Consider the following 18,610-nt stretch of genomic DNA (forward strand, 5'->3'; position numbering starts at 1 on the left):
CATTGAATAATGCTACATAGGCATATGTTAATTATTGTTTAATGTTTATTTGAAATTGTTAAACATTTTCGTAATTTTGATCTTCACGAAAAAAACTGCTATGGAAATGGAAAATACAACCCAATTGAAATTAAATGGTAATCATTCTTACTTAAATGGTTTTACCGACGATGAAATTGGTGATGATCACATATATACAGGAATAGACACTCCCTTAAAGCGACATGCTTTCGAAATGTCTAACGATGATAAAAAAATTCGAATTGCCGAGCTATTTGCAGAGATTATGGATGTGATGGGTCTTGATTTAACAGATGACTCACTGCGAGGAACACCAAACCGGGTCGCAAAAATGTATATCGATGAAATCTTCTCTGGGTTAGATCCCAAAAATAAACCCAAAGTTGCGCTATTCGATAACAAATATAAGTATCAGCAAATGCTGGTTGAAAAAAACATAACCTTTTATTCTAATTGTGAACATCATTTTGTGCCTATTATCGGTAAAGCGCACATCGCTTATATTTCTTCAGGTAAAGTGATAGGCCTATCAAAATTGAATAGAATTGTTCAATATTTTGCAAAAAGACCACAGGTACAAGAGCGATTAACCAATCAAATCGCATTAGAATTAAAAAACATTCTTCAAACAGAGGATATAGCGGTAATCATTGATGCCAAACACCTTTGTGTTTCCTCGAGAGGTATCAAAGATGATACATCGGCAACAGTAACTTCTTATTACGGAGGGGTTTTCAATACGCCCGAAAAGATTAATGAATTACAAAATTATCTTACTAACTAAATAAGCTTCATACCAAAACATCATAATTATGTTCGGATTATTCAAAAAGAAATCAGAAGTAGAAGTTTTACAGGCAAAATATGAAAAATTGATGGCTCAATGGCACGAGTTATCGAGTATCAATCGTGCAGAGAGTGATAAAAAGTATGCCGAAGCCGAAGAAATACTACAGAAAATAGTAGCGTTGAAAGAATAAGGATAGTTAGGCTAACTTTTTTAACAAAATAGGTGGTATGCCTTTTATAGGCTAACACTTTTCAGGGTTTTATAGAAGCTTACCAAATGAATCTCATTTCTAGATCTTCTAGTAATCTTACCACCAAAACCTTGATAACTTTGCTAAGCTAATGGATTAGCCCTATGTTTTAAAAACTAAGTATTTCGCTGTAAAACAATGTATATAGAATTATGTCGATTGCTGTTTGATTTTGGACTTTTGGTGCTCATATGGGTCGTGCAACTGGTGGTGTACCCTAGTTTTGAAGCCTATTCGAAAGACAATCTTATCAAATGGCACAAAAAATATGTTAATAGAATAGCAATTGTGGTTATGCCTTTAATGGTGGGTCAATTAAGTTTTGTAATAGTGCAAGTATTTAAAGACATCACAATAATTCATATCATCAGCTTGGTGTTGGTAAGTATGACTTGGGCTTCTACATTTCTTCAATTTGTACCTATTCATAATGATATATCCTTCGGTTTTGCAAATAAACAAGCATTGCGAGAATTGATTAAGAAAAATTGGTTGCGTACACTACTATGGACAGTTATTTTTTGTATCAGTCTGTATCAGTGGTTATCTTAATCGTTATAGAGCACATTTTCTGATCATAAATCCATTATTTTTAAGTTAAAAATGAAAACGCCACTTCTTGTATTTAACGAAAACGGAATTTACTGCGAAGCGGCTGGTGTGTATCTGGATCCATGGCGACCTGTAGACAAGGCCATCATTACGCATGGTCATGCCGATCACAGTCGCTGGGGACATAAAAAATACATCACACATGTCTCTAACGTGCCTATCATTAAACATCGATTGGGAGACATTAACGTGAGCGGGAGAACATACGGAGAAACGTTTACTATCAATAATGTAACCTTTTCATTTCACCCTGCCGGGCATATTATCGGGAGTTCCCAGATACGAGTAGAATATAAAGGAGAGGTTTGGGTATTTACAGGAGACTATAAACTCGAGGATGATGGTATTTCTGTTCCGTATGAACCCGTAAAATGCAATACGTTTATTACCGAATGTACGTTTGGCTTACCGGCCTTTAAATGGATTCCGCAAAGCGAAGTCTTTTCAGATATCAACTCATGGTGGGCCGCTAATCGCGCAGAGGGCAAAACATCGGTACTTTTTGGATACTCCCTGGGGAAAGCGCAGCGATTACTTAAATATCTGGATACCTCTATTGGAGAAATTTATACACATGGAGCCATAGAGAATATGACCAACGTAATTCGACCAATGATCTCATTTCCCGATACAACGTTGATTACTCGAGACACAACCAAAGAAATGCTTAGAGGTAATATCGTAATTGCTCCTCCCAGTGCACATGGCAGTACCTGGATTCGTAAAATGGTACCTTATGTGACCGCATCGGCAAGTGGATGGATGACTTTTCGGGGAGCACGTAGACGTCGCGCTATAGACAAAGGGTTTGTACTTTCAGACCATTGTGACTGGCAAGGTTTGTTAACCGCAATACAGGAAACCGGTGCCGAAAAAATTATTAGTACGCATGGATATACCGATATTTTTTCAAAATATCTTCGAGAGCTTGGGTTTGATGCCCGTACCGAAAAAACACAATACGAAGGAGAACTTGCCGAGCTCGAAACCAAAAAAGAAAATGAAGAGGTTTTATGAAACGCTTTGCTCAGTTAATCAAACAGTTAGATAGTACCAATAAAACAAATATCAAGGTTGATGCGTTGGCGTCTTATTTTGAAAATGCTCCTGATACCGATAAGGTTTGGACGATTGCCATACTGTCTCATCGTAGGCCACCAAGACCTATAAATACCACACTTTTACGAACCTGGGCTTCAGAGTTAGCCAATATTCCCCTATGGTTGTTCGAAGAATCATATCATATCGTAGGTGATCTGGCTGAAACTATAGCTTTGGTGGCTCCACCTTCAGAAAAAAGTACTGAAAAATCGTTGACACAATACCTGGAAGAAATCATAGCATTAAAACAAAAGGATGATGCTCAAAAAAAAGAATATTTATTAGAGAATTTAAAGAAACTGGAGTATTATGAACGGTTCGTATTTACCAAACTCATTACTGGTAGTTTTAGGATAGGGGTAAGTCAAAAATTAATGACCAGGGCATTGGCAAAAGCCACGCAGATAGACGAAGATCTTTTGGCTTACAAATTAATGGGGAACTGGGATCCAAATACCGTATCTTTTCATGATTTGATTTTAGAAGAAAATGCTTCAGATTTCCTATCTAAACCTTATCCGTTTTACCTGGCATATGCTATCGAAGATGAAGTTTCAGATTTGGGCGTAGTCAGCGACTGGAGCATAGAACACAAATGGGACGGAATACGGGCACAGGTAATTATTAGAAACGGCGAAATATTTATTTGGAGCCGTGGTGAAGAACTGGTAACCGACAAATATCCCGAGTTTCATCAATTGGTAGAGATACTTCCTGATGGTACAGTTATCGATGGCGAAATTTTGCCTTATTCCGAAGGAAAAATAGGAACTTTTAATGATCTGCAAACCCGAATAGGTCGAAAAACTGTTTCAAAAGCCCTATTAGCTAAAACCCCGGTTATTTTAAAAGCGTATGATCTCTTAGAATGGGAAGGTAAAGACATACGCAGTACGCCTTTTTCACAACGAAGAGGCTTGTTAGAAAAACTTTATAAGGTCACAGGTCATTCGAAACATAATAGTACATCTTCAAAAAATATTCCGCTTCACCTTTCAGAAAATATGTATTTTACTTCGTGGGAAGAGGTGGCTGAAGAGCGAACGAAATCTCGCGAAAAGCAAAGTGAAGGCTTAATGATTAAAAGAAAAGATGCTACATATCAGGTAGGAAGAAAAAAAGGAGATTGGTGGAAATGGAAAGTTGATCCATTAACAATTGATGCCGTGCTCACCTATGCGATGAGAGGGCATGGGCGCAGATCGAACCTTTTTACCGATTATACTTTTGCCCTTTGGGATACGGCTCAAAGCGAACTGGTTACGTTTGCCAAAGCCTATTCAGGTTTAACCGATACCGAATTTCGAAAAGTCGATGCCTGGATCAAAAAAAATACAGTAGAACGTTTTGGCCCGGTACGCAGCGTTACTCCACAGCTTGTTTTTGAAATCGCTTTTGAAGGCATCGCTTTATCCAAAAGACATAAAAGCGGTATCGCTACACGTTTTCCTCGTATTTTAAGATGGAGACAGGATAAAAAAATAGAGGAAGCCAATACACTAGATGATTTAAAAGCCATGATCCCTTCAGTAACGCAATAAACCCAGATTATGTATTATAAAATCTATTACGGCTTTACATACCTTCAAAAACAAACGCTGCACTGTATGTTTCAATATCACCGTAGTCCTTCGATCCCGCTCAAGGTAGACTGCTATGATGACATTGAGAAAACACTTATTTTTATTGGTATTTCAACCCTCATTACAAAATTCTAATACATACTCTGGGATAAATGAATAAAAAAGAGGTACAGCAGATTGCATTAGATTGGTTCGACCGCCAGGGGTGGAAACCTTTTCCCTTTCAAAAACAGGCATGGACCACATTTTTGCAGGGTAAAAATGGATTATTAAACGCTCCAACAGGAAGTGGTAAAACCTATGCACTTTGGGTAGCTATCGTTTTAGAATACATTAAAAAACATCCTGAGTATCGTTCAAAACATCAACCTGGGCTTAAAGCGGTTTGGATTACCCCGCTTAAAGCACTTTCAGTAGAAATTAAACAAGCTGCAGAACGTTTTGTAAACGGTATAGATGTGCCGCTTACCGTAGGCATACGAACAGGAGATACCGATCAAAAAGAAAGAGCTGCTCAAAAAAGAAAAATGCCCGATTTGTTGATCACGACTCCCGAGAGTTTGCATCTTCTTTTAGCAAGCAAAGGCTATGACAAAACATTCAAAGATGTCACAGCTATTGTGGTCGACGAGTGGCATGAGCTCTTGGGTAGCAAAAGAGGGGTGCAGATAGAATTGGCATTATCACGCCTTAAAACAATAGCTCCAAAGCTTCGAATTTGGGGAATCTCAGCAACTATAGGTAATCTCGAACAAGCGCGAGAAGTGTTATTAGGTCCCGATACTAGGGCTTTTCATCATTCAGTGTTAATCAAGGCCAATATTAATAAAAGAATAAAAGTTAAATCAATCATCCCCAAAAAAATGGAAACTTTTCCGTGGCGGGGGCATCTTGGGTTGCATTTGTTAGAAGAAGTTATTCCTATTATCAAAGCGAGCAAAACCACATTACTCTTTACCAATACCCGATCACAATGCGAAATATGGTTTCAAAAAATTTTAGAAAAACATCCTGAATTGGCCGGCGAGATTGCCATGCATCACGGTAGCATTAATAAAGAAACTAGAGTGTGGGTAGAGCATGCCATACGAAATGAACAACTTAAAGCTGTAGTATGCACCTCGAGTCTGGATTTGGGAGTAGATTTTGCTCCCGTAGAAACCATCATTCAAATAGGTGGGCCCAAAGGTGTAGCTCGATTTTTGCAACGTGCAGGGCGCAGCGGCCACCAACCGGGTAAAGAAAGTGTCATTTATTTTTTACCCACTCACGCCATAGAACTCATAGAAGCTTCAGCCTTGCAAAAAGCAGTAAAAGATAAAATCGTTGAAGATAGAGTCCCGTATCTTAACAGTTACGATGTGTTGGTACAATATCTTACTACCCTGGCTGTTTCTAATGGATTCTTTCCAGAAGATATTTTTCCTGAAATTAAGCAAACCTTCTGTTTTCAATCCATTACTGAAGAACAATATCAATGGGTCTTAAATTTTATTACTATAGGAGCTCAAAGCCTACAATCTTATGACGAATACAAAAAAGTAGAAATTGATGCCGACGGAAAATTTAAGATCAATAGCCGGGGAGTAGCTATGAGACATCGATTGCAAATTGGTACTATAGTAAGTGATGCTATTTTGACAGTAAAGTATATGAAAGGCGGATTTTTAGGGTCAATAGAAGAATGGTTTGTATCCAAATTAAAGCCTGGAGATGTATTTACCTTCGCCGGACGTAATTTAGAGCTATTTAAAGTCAAAAACATGCAGGTGCTGGTTAGAAAATCAAATAAAAAAACTGCAAAAGTACCCAGCTGGATGGGGGGTCGAATGAGTTTGTCTTCAGAAATGAGTGAACTGCTAAGAGAAGAAATGTACCTGGCAAATACCTCTTTGGGGGTCTCGAGAGAAATTAAAGCATTGTCTCACATCTTTCATAAGCAAAAACAAGAAAGCATTGTCCCTGATCCCAGTCAATTTTTAATTGAAACCTTTAAAACCCGCGAGGGATACCATGCTATTTTTTATCCTTTCGAGGGTCGTTTTGTGCACGAGGCTTTGGGCAGTTTACTAGCCTATCGCATTAGTCTGCTTTCGCCCATTACATTTTCTATTGCATTCAATGATTACGGTTTTGAACTTTTGTCTGATCAAGAAATCGATATGCAACAGGTATTGGATAATGAGTTATTTACCACCGATTATTTGAGTAGTGATCTTAGAAAAAGCTTAAACGCTACTGAAATGGCTCGACGTAAATTTAGAGATATTGCCGTGATTTCGGGATTGGTTTTTACTGGGTATCCCAATAAGTTATTAAAAAGTAAGCACCTTCAGTCCAGTTCTCAACTACTTTTTGATGTTTTTAAAGAATATGAACCTAATAATCTGTTGTTTCAGCAAGCCTTTATTGAGACTTTTGAACATCAATTAGAAGAAGGTAGATTGCAATTGGCGATGGAGCGTATCGCTAAACAAGACATCCTTTGGAAAATCTGTGAAAAACCCACGCCATTCTCTTTTCCCATCATTACAGATCGACTTCGCGAAAAACTCTCTTCAGAAAAACTGGCAGATCGTATTAAAAAAATGACCATTCAGCTAGAAAAATCATAGCTTTGTGACTGCAAAATGAAAACAGTCACTATTTCTTCTTATCATCAAACATTTACACTACACCCTAGCGGCGCCTTATACTGGCACGAGACCGATATGCTGCTTATTGCCGATGTTCATTTAGGTAAAGTTTCACACTTTAGAAAACATGGAAGCGCTGTACCAGCATCGGTAATCTCACACAATTTTGAAAAATTAGACGAGGTACTTGCTTATTTTCAGCCCAAAGTGCTTTGTTTTATGGGGGATTTGTTTCATAGCTATCTCAATACCGAATGGCTACTATTTACGCAATGGATCGAGCAAGTCTCATCAAAGATTATTCTTATTGCTGGGAATCATGACATTATTTCACCATTACAATACAAAAGAGTACATGTCGATGTTACAGATGAATGGCAAATTGGATCAGTGCTTCTTACCCATATTCCCGAAAAGCGAGAGCATGCTTTTAATATTGCAGGACATATTCATCCGGGGGTGCGATTACAAGGCTTAGGAAGACAATGGTTATCGGTTCCTTGCTTTTTCAATTCTCCCGATCAAATGATTTTACCGGCTTTTGGTGCATTTACAGGTAAGTATATACTTACACCAACCATACACGATAACGTCTACGCGATTACTGAAAGAGAAGTCATCCAGGTAAATAGAACCTAAACTTGGATAAAATCTGTTAAACCTTTCCTAGTAATTTCTTTTTTGTTTAATGTTTTAATAAATTTGTTAAACATAAATGAATATGAAAAAGTCTCACTTGCCTCAAAAGATGTGTTTGGTATGCAAAAAACCATTTACGTGGAGAAAAAAATGGTCAAGATGTTGGGATGAGGTGAAATATTGTAGCGAACGTTGTAAACGGAATAAAAAACAAATTCATGGGTAATACAGGACTGGTTTGGTTTAGAAATAATTTGCGTACTCAAGACAATGTATGCTTGCAAAAAGCGATACAGCAAAATGAGAAGGTAATCGCCGTCTATTTTTTTGACCCAAGATATTTTGAGACAGACGTATTCGGATTCAAAAAAACCGAGAAATACCGAGCAAAATTTCTTTTGGAGACGGTTGCCGCATTACGAGAAAATTTAGAACGGCTTCATATTCCATTATTCATATATCAGCAACATCCTGAAGATGTAATGCCTCAGTTTTTTGAAGGTCGAAATATATCCAATGTATACACACAAAAAGAATGGACCAAGGAAGAAACAGCTATAACTAATGCCGTAAAAAACGCAGTTGAAAGATATGAGGTTACCTGGCACGAGGATTTTGATCAATTCTTATTTCATCCAGATGATATTCCGTTTGCGTTACACAATATTCCGCAGGTATTTACCAATTTTAGAAAGAAATGTGAAAAATATGTCACCGTTCGCCCGAAAATTGAAATCAAACCGCTTCCTGAAAGTAATAGGATAGAGAATCCTACTGAGCTTCCAATTTTAAGAACATTGGGATTCGAAGATTATACGGAAGATAGTAGAACTGCGTTTCCTTTTTCTGGTGGTGAAGATAAAGCGCTACATCGAATAGAAACCTATTTTTGGGACACAAAAAAGCTTTCTTATTATAAAAAAACACGCAACGGTCTTGTGGGGCGAGATTATAGTTCTAAGTTATCGGCATGGCTTGCCAATGGAAGCATATCTGCGAGAACGGTATACCATGAAATTAAAAAATACGAGCAGCAAGTTACCAAAAATGAGTCGACCTATTGGCTTATATTTGAGTTGATTTGGCGAGATTTTTTTAAATACATAGCGCTTAAACATCAAAATGATATTTTTAAAATCGGAGGAATTCTTCATAAAGAGTATCAATGGAGCACCGATGAAGCGCTGATAAAGCAGTGGATTAATGGCGAAACATCAGAACCCTTTGTTAATGCCAACATGTTAGAAATAAAATATACAGGATGGATGAGCAATAGGGGCAGACAAAATGTAGCTTCCTTTTTTGCCAAAGAACAACAACTGGATTGGAGAATTGGTGCAGCGTACTTCGAGTCAATGTTACTGGATTATGACGTACATAGCAATTATGGAAATTGGCTTTATGTTGCCGGTGTTGGCAATGACCCCAGAGATCGAAAATTCAATATAAAAACACAAGCAGAGCGGTATGATCCTAAACAGAACTATCAAAACCTCTGGTTGCAATCAAAACTATTTTAACAATGACAGTACGACTTATTCTGGGGGATCAGCTTAATTATAAGCATTCTTGGTACGCTAATACCAACGATGAGGTATGCTATTTTATGGCCGAAATGCGCCAGGAGACAGATTATACGTGTCATCACATTCAAAAAGTAGTGGCTTTTTTTCAGAGCATGCGTAATTTTCGAGATTGGTTGGTAGAAAGAGGGCATAAAGTCGTCTATTTTGAATTAGATCATACATCAAATGAGCAGGATGTGACCCAGAATCTTCAGAACCTGATACATGATAAAAAAGCCGAAAAGTTTGAATATCAATTGCCAGATGAATACAGGTTAGATGAACAATTAAAAGAGTTTTGTTATGGTCTTGATATAGATACCCAAGTCTATGACACCGAACATTTTTTAACATCACGTACAGAGCTAACCAAATTCTATGAGGGTAAAAAACAATACACTATGGAATATTTCTATCGCTATATGCGAAAGAAATATGACATTATGATGGTGAATGATAAGGATCCCGAAGGAGGAAAATGGAACTTTGACCACAGTAATCGTAAAAAATGGACGGGTAAACACGACATCCCCCACGAAAGAGGATTTAGAAAAGATGTGTCTAAGATCATTAAAATGATCGAAGATCATCAGGTAATAACTATGGGGACTATCGACCCCGATACTTTCAATTGGCCAACATCCCGACCCGATTGCTTATCGGTGTTACGCTATTTTTGTGAGCATCTGTTAGTACATTTCGGAGATTATCAGGACGCCATGCATACCGAAGAAAAATTTCTATTCCATAGTCGGTTGTCTTTTGCCATGAATAGTAAAATGTTACATCCAAAAGAAGTCGTAGAAACCGTAATTGAATATTGGCGAGCACATAAAAATGAGATAGATATCTCCCAGGTCGAAGGCTTTGTACGGCAGATCATAGGCTGGAGAGAATATATGAGAGGTATCTATTGGAAAGAAATGCCAAGCTATAAGCGTAGTAATAAACTTGATAATCAAAACAAGCTACCAGAGTTTTACTGGACTGCCGATACCAAAATGAATTGTTTGCATCACAGTATCAAACAAAGTTTAGATGATGCTTATGCTCACCATATTCAACGACTAATGATCACAGGTAATTATGCATTACTTACCATGATTCACCCCGACGAAGTTTGCGACTGGTACCTGGGTGTATACATCGATGCGATAGAATGGGTAGAAATAACCAACACCCGTGGGATGAGTCAATATGCCGATGGAGGCATTATTGCTACCAAACCCTACGTATCTAGTGGTAGTTACATTAATAAAATGAGCAATTACTGCAAAGATTGTCATTACAAGGTTTCAAAACGAACAGAAGAAGATGCCTGTCCTTTTAATGCATTGTACTGGAATTTTTTAGATGAAAAGCAAGAGTATTTTAAAGACAACCAGCGCATGAGTATGATGTTGAGTACGCTTCATAAAATGGATACGAATAAATTGAAAGCTCTTAAAACACGAGCGAATGCTATAATTGAAAACCCCGATGAATATTAAAAAAGAAACGGTAAATATTGTTTGGTTTAAAAGAGATTTGCGACTGCAGGATAATGAAGCGATATACAAAGCGATACAATCAGGAACGCCAACACTTTTATTATATGTTTTTGAAAATTCTTTGAAAGAAGACGCGCATTACAGTGAACGCCATTGGAATTTTATAAAGCAATCATTACAGGATATCAATGAGCAGTTAGTAGCTTGCAATACCAAGGTGCTTTGTGTTTCTTCGGAAGTAATTAAGGCTTTCGGAATGTTACAGCAATTTTGGAAAATAGATACCGTTTTTTCTCATCAGGAAACTGGAATAAAAAAAACATACGATCGGGACAAAAACTTCAGGACGTTTTGTAGAAATAATTTAATTACATGGCAAGAGAACGGGAATAACGGAATTTCAAGAGGAAGAAAAAACAGAAAGGGCTGGAGAGAGGATTGTGAACGATACATGTCAGAACCTCAATTTGAGTTCAAACCGGGTACGCATAGTTTTATTCCGCTAGAAACAATTAAAGAAGTTGAAGAAGTCTTTAGTTTAGAAAATTTGGAGGTGTCAAAAACATCGAATTTTCAACGAGGAGGAACGACTACGGCGATGAAATATTTATATTCTTTTTTTTACAAAGGCAGATACAAAGATTATAGCTTTTACATTTCAAAACCAGAGCTTTCTCGCAAAGGATGTAGTCGATTATCACCCTATTTGGCATGGGGAAATCTATCTATCCGGCAGGTTTGGCAATATGCTATGGAGTTTAGAAAAGTATCAGAAAACAAAAAACAAATTGATGCTTTTACTTCGCGATTGTATTGGCAGGTACATTTTATTCAGAAGTTTGAGATGGAAGAAATTATGGAATTTGAAAGTGTGAATAAAGGATTTCATAAATTGAAGAAAAAAGTTTCTGAAGAATACCAAAAGGCTTGGCAAGAAGGGAATACCGGATATCCTTTGGTAGATGCATGTATGCGTTGCCTTAAAGAAACCGGGTATCTCAATTTTAGAATGCGAGCGATGGTGGTTTCTTTTTTTACGCATAATTTATGGCAACCATGGCAAGAGGCGAGTGCCTATTTATCGAGTTTGTTTTTAGATTTTGAACCAGGAATTCACTTTCCGCAATTGCAGATGCAGGCAGGAGAAACAGGAATTAATGTGCTAAGAATCTACAACCCTGTCAAAAATAGTATTTCTCACGATCCCGAGGGTATTTTTATAAAAAAATGGGTGCCAGAATTACAGAATGTCCCCGTCGAATTTATTCATGAACCTTTTAAAATGACTATTTTGGATCAAAAATTTAATAATATTGTTTTGGGAGAAGATTACCCGTATCCCATCGTAGATATAGATAAGAGTCGCAAAAGAGCAAGCGATGCACTTTGGGGAATGAAAGATGATCCTCTGGTTAAAAAAGAGAGTTATCGTATTTTAAGAAAGCATACACTGCCCAACCGAAAAAATTTAGAGTAAAAAATGCAAAAAGAATTATCTATAAGAGATATCGACAGGATCATAGAAATGGCCTGGGAAGACCGTACACCATTTGATGCTATTTTAGTACAGTTTGGCTTAAAAGAACAAGAAGTCATTAATTTGATGCGTAGAGAAATGAAGGCCTCCAGTTTTAAGATGTGGAGAAAACGAGTGCAAGGTCGCAAAACAAAACACTTGAAAAAACGCGTTTTTGAAGACGGAAGATTTAAATGTACAAGACAACGACAAATTACGCATAATAAAATCTCAAAACGATGAAGACTAAGAAGAAAAAACCAGACGCGGTTGTTTTTGACGAAGAGAATGAAAACTATGATGCTTCATTAAAACCATATGCAACAGATCTTGCTGCTCCGGCAATCACTACAACAGATACGATTGCATGGAAAAATACCAATATCCACAAGGTCAATAAACAAATTAAGGCCAAATATGATGAATTAAAGGCAGAGTATGACAATTTGATTAAAGAATTCGAATACAATAATTTGGTCTATAGTGCAAAGTTTAATTTTGAACCTGTCGTAGGAGAGGTGTATCACTTGTACAAAAATAAACAAGCGCAGCCATTTTTATCAATTATTGCTCCGGCAGAATGTAGTTTTGATCATTTGGGGACCTTTCGTCTCAATGCCGATAAAATGTGGGAAAGTCTATAATTCAAAATATAATGTGATTTTAGTGTATGGCAAAACTGTTTACAGATATAAGTGAAGATCTAGCAACGTTTATCGCAAATCAAAAAATTTTCTTCGTAGGGACTGCTGCTTCAAAGGGGCGAGTTAACATTTCGCCCAAGGGCATGGATACCTTTCGAGTTTTGGGACCCAATCAGGTAGTATGGCTTAATCTTACCGGTAGCGGAAATGAAACAGCCGCTCACTTGCTTCAGAACAATCGAATTACAATCATGTTTTGTGCTTTTGAAGGAAAACCTCTGATCTTGAGATTGTATGGAAAAGCAACAATATATCATGAACGAGATGAAGCATATCATTCTTTTATCACTCTTTTTCCGAAGATTATGGGCGCTCGACAAATTGTAGAAATTCAAGTCGATACCGTACAAACTTCTTGCGGTTATGCTGTACCTTTTATGGAATTTAAAGAAGAAAGAACCATGTTGGCATCCTGGGCAGAGAAGCAAGGTGAAGATCGCCTCAAGGCCTATCGTAAAGAAAAAAATAGTTTCAGTATTGATAATTTCAAAACTGATATATAATTATATGAATATCTGTTAAGACTCATAATCTATGCGTCACCCTGAACTTGTTTCAGGGTCTCAAGCCATAAGGTGTTGACTACCTATATCTTTATGAGATGCTGAAACAAGTTCAGCATAACAGGGGATGACATTATAATTAAATACGGATATTCAATTATAATTATTAGATATCCAGATATACTAAACCTTGCATAGGTATACTTCAAAAATTACAAAGAAACACCAACCAATACTCCTATTCCTACTCCGCCAATAGCAAAAAGAATTTTTTCGAACGTGCTCTTTCTGCGTTGGCGTTTCGCATTTTTCTCAACGATTTCAAGACTATTTGAAGCTTTTTCTAAACTACTTAAGGTAAAATCTAGCGCTCTTTCTGTATTAGAAAGTGTGGTTTGCATTCTCTTGTACACTTCGAGATCAAGACTGTCTGAGGTTTTAAAATTAATTTTTAACAGGCGTTCTAATTCAATATTCCGGCCTAGAGTTTCGCTATATTTTTCGATAAGGGACTCGGTCATTTTATCTTGTTCAAGAGTGCTTAGGTAGACATTTTTAATGGCGAGAAAAGATTTGGCATTCACCAAATAGATATTGGGTGTTCGAAATATGTAAAGACTATCTTTTTTTACGGTAATAGGCTCTCCTTTTCGATCTGCATAGGATTCAGGAATCTCTATAACATTCAGTTCATCGATATCTTGTCCAAAAAAAAGAGAATTAGTGAATAGCACTAGAAAAAAGAATAGATGTTTCATAATAGTGTAGAGTTAAAAGTAAAGCTAGGTTATTATCATTCTTTAATGCCAAAAAGACTATTGATTAGCGCTTTATCTTCAGCTAGTTTATCATTCGTAAATTTTATAGAATCTTTGATACGCTGTAATTCTTCCCAATCTTTGGCATTTTTCTTTTTAAAATCAAAGATTAGAGAATCTCGCTTATGAATCATAAGATCTTTTTGAAGCCTCATTTTTTTAAATTCTTCTCTCGAATTTTCTAAGGCAATTTTTGTCGTTTGTAACGTTTCTTTTGAAGTTTTTAGTTCTTGTTGGGCTGTATTAAGCTGTTGTTGTATAATTTCCCATTTAGACCCCGAACTAAAACTCATGTATCCTATAATGATCAAGAACAATAAAGCTATGATTTGTAGAATAGTATTAATATTCAGGTTTTTCATGATTAGTTTTTTGTGTTGAAGAAATAAAACATAGGTTGGTTATTACTATTTCTAATAGTAAATGTAAGTATTTTAATTTTTTCTGTTGGTAACTACGTGTTTTATTGTAAGAGAGCGGTAATATATTTATCAGCAAGTCAAGCTCGACACATTGCTTTACTTCACTTAGAATGATAACTTTTTAGACTTCTTTTCAAATTTTTGGCAAGAATTTTTTATCTATTTTTTCAGTATTGTATTTAATTGTATTTTAGAGCCAACCTCAAAAAATAAATTATGTCAGAATTTTGGCTCTATATAAAGTTAGGTTTCAGTCATGTGCTGGATTGGAATGCCTACGACCATATCCTATTTCTAGTAGTTCTTACCGTTGGATATACATTTGATAATTGGAAACGAATACTAGCATTAGTTACTTTATTTACTTTAGGGCATACGATTTCGCTTTTTTTGGCGGTATATCATGTGGTATCTGTGAATTCAAAACTTATAGAATTTTTGATACCGGTTACTATTTTAATCACCGCAATTTTTAACCTGCTTTCTACCAAGAGCAGTTCAAAAAATGGTAAAATCGGAGTTCTTTATGGCACCACTCTTTTCTTCGGATTAATACACGGTTTAGGTTTTTCTAGCTACTTTAAAGCTATTAGTAGTAATGTGAGTTCTAAAATAGTACCCCTGATCGAGTTTGCCTTGGGGATAGAATTGGCTCAGATAGTCGTTGTCGTTGTAGTAGTGCTTATTAGCTTTATTGTTCAAACTTTTTTTAGATTCTCTAAGCGCGATTGGATTCTTATTGTTTCTTCTATCGTTATAGGTATGGTGATCCCTATGTTAATGGCTAATAAAATTTGGTAATTAACTGGCGGTTGAAGTTGTAATTGCCACATGGTAATAATATATTCGTACTTTGATTGTTATGAATACCTATTGCGGTCTACCCTATGTCTAAAAAGAAACAGCTAAAATACGATAAGGCCTATCTACGAATTGCTAGAGAATGGGGGAAATTATCACATTGTGAACGCAAAAAAGTTGGTGCGGTTATTGTAAAAGATAGAATGATAATTTCAGATGGATTTAATGGAACACCTACAGGGTTCGAAAATTCGTGTGAAGATGAAGACGGGTATACCAAATGGTACGTTTTGCACGCAGAAGCTAATGCAATCTCAAAAGTTGCATCTTCTACACAATCCTGTAAAGGGGCAACACTATACATTACCTTGTCACCTTGTAAAGAATGTAGCAAATTGATTCATCAGGCCGGGATTAAACGTATTGTTTATCAAACAGACTATAAAGATAATTCAGGTCTTACTTTTCTCGAAAAAGCAGGAGTAGAAATAGAACAGATTACAGATTTAGAAGAGTAATGGGATATAAAAAAAAATACTTACCGTTGTTTTTGGGACTGGCAGTTGGAGCTGGAGTATTTTTAGGAAGTAAATTAGATTTTAGCAACCCTTCTACTAAGTTATTTTCTTCAAATGCCAAAAAGGAAAAGCTAAATCGTCTTATTGACTATATAGACTATGAATATGTAGATGAAATTAATACAGATAGTATTGTAGATGTAACCGTAAATAGAATCTTAGAAAACCTGGATCCTCATTCTGTATACATCCCTCCGGAAGAATTAGAAGGAATTACCGAAAGTATGCAAGGGGACTTTATCGGTATCGGGGTAACTTATTATCCGTATCGAGACACCATAAGTGTAATCAATACCATTAAGGGAGGGCCCAGTGAAAGATCGGGAATAAAAGCAGGTGATAGAATTCTAATGGCTGATAATGATACACTGTATGGAGAGAGTTTGCTAAGCGATCGATTAGCAGATAAACTAAAGGGCGAGCTCAATAGCCAGGTACAGCTCAAAGTTTTTCGAAAAGGTAAAGGTATATTCGACGTGGTTGTTAAAAGAGGTAAGGTGCCCTTGCAAAGTGTAGACGCAGCATATATGCTGACAGAGCACTTAGGATACATTAAAATTAACCGTTTTGCTGAAACTACATATAAAGAATTTAAAAAGATGTTGGATTCTCTTAAAAGTAGAGGTGCTCAACAAATGGTTATTGATTTGCGAGATAATGGGGGAGGGTTTATTGCTCCGGCGTTAAAAATGGCAGACGAGTTCTTAAAAGATGATGTGCTCATTATGTTTACCAAAAATAAGAAGGGTGCTATCGAAAATAATTTTGCAACCCGACGAGGAAACTTCGAAAATGGTAAAATCTACGTACTAATTAACGAAAATTCGGCCTCGGCCAGTGAAATTTTTGCTGGTGCCATTCAGGATAATGATCGAGGTACGATCGTTGGGCGACGCTCATATGGTAAAGGACTTGTGCAGCGAGAAATGGCGCTTGGCGATGGTAGTGCTATACGGTTAACGATTTCTAGATATTATACCCCAACCGGCCGCTCTATTCAAAAACCTTACAGTAATGGAAACAAAGAATATTTTAACGAATATTTAGAACGCTATAAAAATGGTGAATTACAAAATGCAGATAGCATACAGGTAGCCGATTCTTTAAAATTTAAAACTCCGGGCGGTAAAACAGTGTATGGGGGCGGCGGAATTATACCCGATATCTTTGTGAGTAGAGACACAACACGCGTAGCCGAGACTTTAAATTATCTATTACGTTCGGGTCGCATGGGGCGTTATGTATTCGAAGAATTGGACAAAAAACGAAGTTTCTATAATGCACTCTCAAAAAAAGAGTTTACTAAAAGTTTTGAGGTAGAAGATGATTTTGCAGAAGGTTTTTTAACATATGCCAAGGGATTAGGCATGGAGATTCATTTACAAAATTATCAAAAACAACTTAAAAAATACCTAAAAGCCACCATGGCGCAACAGTTATTTGGTACTGATGAATTTGAAAGAATCATTAATACAGATGATGCCATGATTAACAAAGTCGTATCGCTATCCAAACAAGAATAATTATACCTCAAAAATATATGTCAGAATTTAAAGAATATCTAATCGCTATTGCCATTTGCTCACCACTTTTTTTCTTCATTATAGCGGTTGCCTTTAGATTGTTAGACAATAGTGCGGCTATTTTTTTAAAACACGACATTCTTGTAGATACTTCGTATGTTTCTGCAGATGTTATTAGAGAGCATATTTTTTCATCTGAAGATATAAAGCTGCGAAAATCATTAAAAAGAGCACTACTATTCAGAAAATTACACAATTTCTTTATGATCTTGATGGTCATTTCTATTCCGCCGGTAATTATTACATGTTTTTTCCTTCTGTAAGAAATAGTAAAGAAAATGAACAAGGAAATTTGTATTATTTTATCATTACTGTCCGATAAAAAAGTTGATACGCTCTGAAAACCTCTATTACCATTAAGAATTTATGAGTTTATAGAAAAGACACCTTGCTTTTTTAAAATTTGACAACTTATTTTGAAACTGTATCACCTTTACTTCAAAAACCATAATAGACAAGTATTTACAACTAAGTCTTTGTTCTATTTTCTAGCAGCGCAGCGGTCTATTCTCTTTAACCAGACAATATTGTTATTTTATAGTAGATTTGGTATTAACCTGCCCTCAACTGGATTCGGGGTATGGAGAATAGCTTTTCGAATTCAAAATCCTTTATTATCCTAAGCTTGTCAAAGTGCTCGGAATTGACTGATTTCGAATTCAAAAATCAAAATAAACAACGGGTTTTAGCTAAATTTTGACTAGGCTAGAAAAGTAAGAAAGAATACAATCAAGTATTCTTCTTTTTTTGTTGAATTTTTCTCGAGACGAGTAAAATACACATAAGAATAATGGCACAAGCAGAGGCAAACATACCAATTAGTGCAGTTTTGCTATCTTTTGCCAAAATATTGTCTAGATCTAAATGTGTGGCATTGTAGATCATTAGAGTGGTGGCAATAGCAATTAATAAGTAGATAAAATAGTTCAAAACGTTATAGTTTAAAATTGGACTTATCTTGACTTTTTGTTTTTTAGCAAATTGAAAAAAGTTTAAAT

Annotated in this window: 21 protein-coding genes; 18 read left to right on the forward strand and 3 right to left on the reverse strand. The window is 36.3% G+C overall.

Features of this window, described 5'->3' with window-relative positions:
- Window positions 1-106: 106 nt before the first annotated feature.
- From folE to J8281_RS13675, 14 genes are all read left to right on the forward strand, one after another.
- Entirely contained in the window at window positions 107-805 is a 699-nt protein-coding gene (gene folE / locus J8281_RS13610) for a GTP cyclohydrolase I FolE (protein ID WP_371812616.1), read from the forward strand.
- A gap of 28 nt (window positions 806-833) precedes the next feature.
- A complete protein-coding gene (locus J8281_RS13615) occupies window positions 834-1,001 on the forward strand; it encodes a Lacal_2735 family protein (protein ID WP_210198187.1) in 168 nt (55 codons plus the stop codon).
- 198 nt (window positions 1,002-1,199) lie between these two features.
- Window positions 1,200-1,613, forward strand: a complete 414-nt coding sequence (locus tag J8281_RS13620) for a hypothetical protein (protein ID WP_210198188.1) — start codon at window positions 1,200-1,202, stop codon at window positions 1,611-1,613.
- A gap of 51 nt (window positions 1,614-1,664) precedes the next feature.
- Window positions 1,665-2,690: a ligase-associated DNA damage response exonuclease gene (locus J8281_RS13625; protein ID WP_210198189.1), complete on the forward strand. Its 1,026-nt coding sequence runs from the start codon at window positions 1,665-1,667 to the stop codon at window positions 2,688-2,690.
- A complete protein-coding gene (locus tag J8281_RS13630) occupies window positions 2,687-4,315 on the forward strand; it encodes an ATP-dependent DNA ligase (RefSeq protein ID WP_210198190.1) in 1,629 nt (542 codons plus the stop codon). Before J8281_RS13625 ends, J8281_RS13630 begins: the two co-directional genes overlap by 4 nt.
- A gap of 194 nt (window positions 4,316-4,509) precedes the next feature.
- The gene (locus J8281_RS13635) at window positions 4,510-6,972 is read left to right on the forward strand and encodes a ligase-associated DNA damage response DEXH box helicase (RefSeq protein WP_210198191.1); all 2,463 of its coding nucleotides are present in this window, start codon (window positions 4,510-4,512) and stop codon (window positions 6,970-6,972) included.
- A 15-nt stretch (window positions 6,973-6,987) separates the two neighbouring features.
- Window positions 6,988-7,632, forward strand: a complete 645-nt coding sequence (gene pdeM / locus J8281_RS13640; protein ID WP_210198192.1) for a ligase-associated DNA damage response endonuclease PdeM — start codon at window positions 6,988-6,990, stop codon at window positions 7,630-7,632.
- Window positions 7,633-7,714: 82 nt separating this feature from the next.
- Window positions 7,715-7,858 carry a DUF2256 domain-containing protein gene (locus tag J8281_RS13645; RefSeq protein ID WP_210198193.1) on the forward strand — a complete coding sequence of 48 codons (144 nt, stop codon included), beginning with the start codon at window positions 7,715-7,717 and terminating at the stop codon, window positions 7,856-7,858.
- Entirely contained in the window at window positions 7,851-9,152 is a 1,302-nt protein-coding gene (locus tag J8281_RS13650) for a DASH family cryptochrome (RefSeq protein ID WP_210198194.1), read from the forward strand. Before J8281_RS13645 ends, J8281_RS13650 begins: the two co-directional genes overlap by 8 nt.
- 2 nt (window positions 9,153-9,154) lie before the next feature.
- The gene (locus J8281_RS13655) at window positions 9,155-10,687 is read left to right on the forward strand and encodes a cryptochrome/photolyase family protein (RefSeq protein WP_210198195.1); all 1,533 of its coding nucleotides are present in this window, start codon (window positions 9,155-9,157) and stop codon (window positions 10,685-10,687) included.
- Complete coding sequence (locus tag J8281_RS13660) at window positions 10,677-12,164, forward strand: cryptochrome/deoxyribodipyrimidine photo-lyase family protein (RefSeq protein WP_210198196.1); 1,488 nt, start codon at window positions 10,677-10,679, stop codon at window positions 12,162-12,164. The genes J8281_RS13655 and J8281_RS13660 overlap by 11 nt, the downstream gene beginning before the upstream one ends.
- A 3-nt stretch (window positions 12,165-12,167) precedes the next feature.
- A complete protein-coding gene (locus J8281_RS13665; protein ID WP_210198197.1) occupies window positions 12,168-12,446 on the forward strand; it encodes a TIGR03643 family protein in 279 nt (92 codons plus the stop codon).
- The gene (locus tag J8281_RS13670) at window positions 12,443-12,847 is read left to right on the forward strand and encodes a DUF2452 domain-containing protein (RefSeq protein ID WP_210198198.1); all 405 of its coding nucleotides are present in this window, start codon (window positions 12,443-12,445) and stop codon (window positions 12,845-12,847) included. Before J8281_RS13665 ends, J8281_RS13670 begins: the two co-directional genes overlap by 4 nt.
- 26 nt (window positions 12,848-12,873) lie before the next feature.
- Window positions 12,874-13,410, forward strand: coding sequence for a pyridoxamine 5'-phosphate oxidase family protein (locus J8281_RS13675; protein WP_210198199.1), 537 nt, complete (start codon window positions 12,874-12,876; stop codon window positions 13,408-13,410).
- 212 nt (window positions 13,411-13,622) lie between these two features.
- Here J8281_RS13675 and J8281_RS13680 read toward each other — a convergent pair whose 3' ends face one another.
- Complete coding sequence (locus J8281_RS13680; RefSeq protein WP_210198200.1) at window positions 13,623-14,168, reverse strand: hypothetical protein; 546 nt, start codon at window positions 14,166-14,168, stop codon at window positions 13,623-13,625.
- Between the two features lie 35 nt (window positions 14,169-14,203).
- On the reverse strand, window positions 14,204-14,590 hold the full coding sequence (locus J8281_RS13685) for a hypothetical protein (RefSeq protein WP_210198201.1): 387 nt from the start codon (window positions 14,588-14,590) through the stop codon (window positions 14,204-14,206).
- A gap of 276 nt (window positions 14,591-14,866) precedes the next feature.
- Here J8281_RS13685 and J8281_RS13690 point away from each other — a divergent pair, with 276 nt between their 5' ends.
- The 4 genes from J8281_RS13690 (at window position 14,867) to J8281_RS13705 (ending at window position 17,875) form a co-directional block, all read left to right on the forward strand.
- Window positions 14,867-15,451 (forward strand): HupE/UreJ family protein, encoded by a 585-nt coding sequence (locus J8281_RS13690; RefSeq protein ID WP_210198202.1) that lies wholly within the window; start codon window positions 14,867-14,869, stop codon window positions 15,449-15,451.
- An 86-nt stretch (window positions 15,452-15,537) separates the two neighbouring features.
- A complete protein-coding gene (locus J8281_RS13695) occupies window positions 15,538-15,969 on the forward strand; it encodes a dCMP deaminase family protein (RefSeq protein WP_210198203.1) in 432 nt (143 codons plus the stop codon).
- Entirely contained in the window at window positions 15,969-17,552 is a 1,584-nt protein-coding gene (locus tag J8281_RS13700) for a S41 family peptidase (RefSeq protein ID WP_210198204.1), read from the forward strand. Before J8281_RS13695 ends, J8281_RS13700 begins: the two co-directional genes overlap by 1 nt.
- Window positions 17,553-17,569: 17 nt before the next feature.
- The gene (locus tag J8281_RS13705) at window positions 17,570-17,875 is read left to right on the forward strand and encodes a hypothetical protein (RefSeq protein WP_210198205.1); all 306 of its coding nucleotides are present in this window, start codon (window positions 17,570-17,572) and stop codon (window positions 17,873-17,875) included.
- 466 nt (window positions 17,876-18,341) lie between these two features.
- Here the strand turns inward: J8281_RS13705 and J8281_RS13710 are convergent, their stop codons facing one another.
- Window positions 18,342-18,542: a hypothetical protein gene (locus J8281_RS13710; RefSeq protein ID WP_210198206.1), complete on the reverse strand. Its 201-nt coding sequence runs from the start codon at window positions 18,540-18,542 to the stop codon at window positions 18,342-18,344.
- Window positions 18,543-18,610 lie beyond the last annotated feature (68 nt).

It is taken from the genome of Aquimarina sp. U1-2 (genome assembly GCF_017897595.1).
GTDB lineage: Bacteria > Bacteroidota > Bacteroidia > Flavobacteriales > Flavobacteriaceae > Aquimarina.

Excerpts from the sequence above, each read along its gene's own strand:
- folE (WP_371812616.1), top strand. The coding sequence starts at position 107 with ATGGAAAATACAACCCAATTGAAATTAAATGGTAATCATTCTTACTTA.
- J8281_RS13615 (WP_210198187.1), top strand. The coding sequence starts at position 834 with ATGTTCGGATTATTCAAAAAGAAATCAGAAGTAGAAGTTTTACAGGCA.
- J8281_RS13620 (WP_210198188.1), top strand. The coding sequence starts at position 1,200 with ATGTATATAGAATTATGTCGATTGCTGTTTGATTTTGGACTTTTGGTG.
- J8281_RS13625 (WP_210198189.1), top strand. The coding sequence starts at position 1,665 with ATGAAAACGCCACTTCTTGTATTTAACGAAAACGGAATTTACTGCGAA.
- J8281_RS13630 (WP_210198190.1), top strand. The coding sequence starts at position 2,687 with ATGAAACGCTTTGCTCAGTTAATCAAACAGTTAGATAGTACCAATAAA.
- J8281_RS13635 (WP_210198191.1), top strand. The coding sequence starts at position 4,510 with ATGAATAAAAAAGAGGTACAGCAGATTGCATTAGATTGGTTCGACCGC.
- pdeM (WP_210198192.1), top strand. The coding sequence starts at position 6,988 with ATGAAAACAGTCACTATTTCTTCTTATCATCAAACATTTACACTACAC.
- J8281_RS13645 (WP_210198193.1), top strand. The coding sequence starts at position 7,715 with ATGAAAAAGTCTCACTTGCCTCAAAAGATGTGTTTGGTATGCAAAAAA.
- J8281_RS13650 (WP_210198194.1), top strand. The coding sequence starts at position 7,851 with ATGGGTAATACAGGACTGGTTTGGTTTAGAAATAATTTGCGTACTCAA.
- J8281_RS13655 (WP_210198195.1), top strand. The coding sequence starts at position 9,155 with ATGACAGTACGACTTATTCTGGGGGATCAGCTTAATTATAAGCATTCT.
- J8281_RS13660 (WP_210198196.1), top strand. The coding sequence starts at position 10,677 with ATGAATATTAAAAAAGAAACGGTAAATATTGTTTGGTTTAAAAGAGAT.
- J8281_RS13665 (WP_210198197.1), top strand. The coding sequence starts at position 12,168 with ATGCAAAAAGAATTATCTATAAGAGATATCGACAGGATCATAGAAATG.
- J8281_RS13670 (WP_210198198.1), top strand. The coding sequence starts at position 12,443 with ATGAAGACTAAGAAGAAAAAACCAGACGCGGTTGTTTTTGACGAAGAG.
- J8281_RS13675 (WP_210198199.1), top strand. The coding sequence starts at position 12,874 with ATGGCAAAACTGTTTACAGATATAAGTGAAGATCTAGCAACGTTTATC.
- J8281_RS13680 (WP_210198200.1), bottom strand. The coding sequence starts at position 14,168 with ATGAAACATCTATTCTTTTTTCTAGTGCTATTCACTAATTCTCTTTTT.
- J8281_RS13685 (WP_210198201.1), bottom strand. The coding sequence starts at position 14,590 with ATGAAAAACCTGAATATTAATACTATTCTACAAATCATAGCTTTATTG.
- J8281_RS13690 (WP_210198202.1), top strand. The coding sequence starts at position 14,867 with ATGTCAGAATTTTGGCTCTATATAAAGTTAGGTTTCAGTCATGTGCTG.
- J8281_RS13695 (WP_210198203.1), top strand. The coding sequence starts at position 15,538 with ATGTCTAAAAAGAAACAGCTAAAATACGATAAGGCCTATCTACGAATT.
- J8281_RS13700 (WP_210198204.1), top strand. The coding sequence starts at position 15,969 with ATGGGATATAAAAAAAAATACTTACCGTTGTTTTTGGGACTGGCAGTT.
- J8281_RS13705 (WP_210198205.1), top strand. The coding sequence starts at position 17,570 with ATGTCAGAATTTAAAGAATATCTAATCGCTATTGCCATTTGCTCACCA.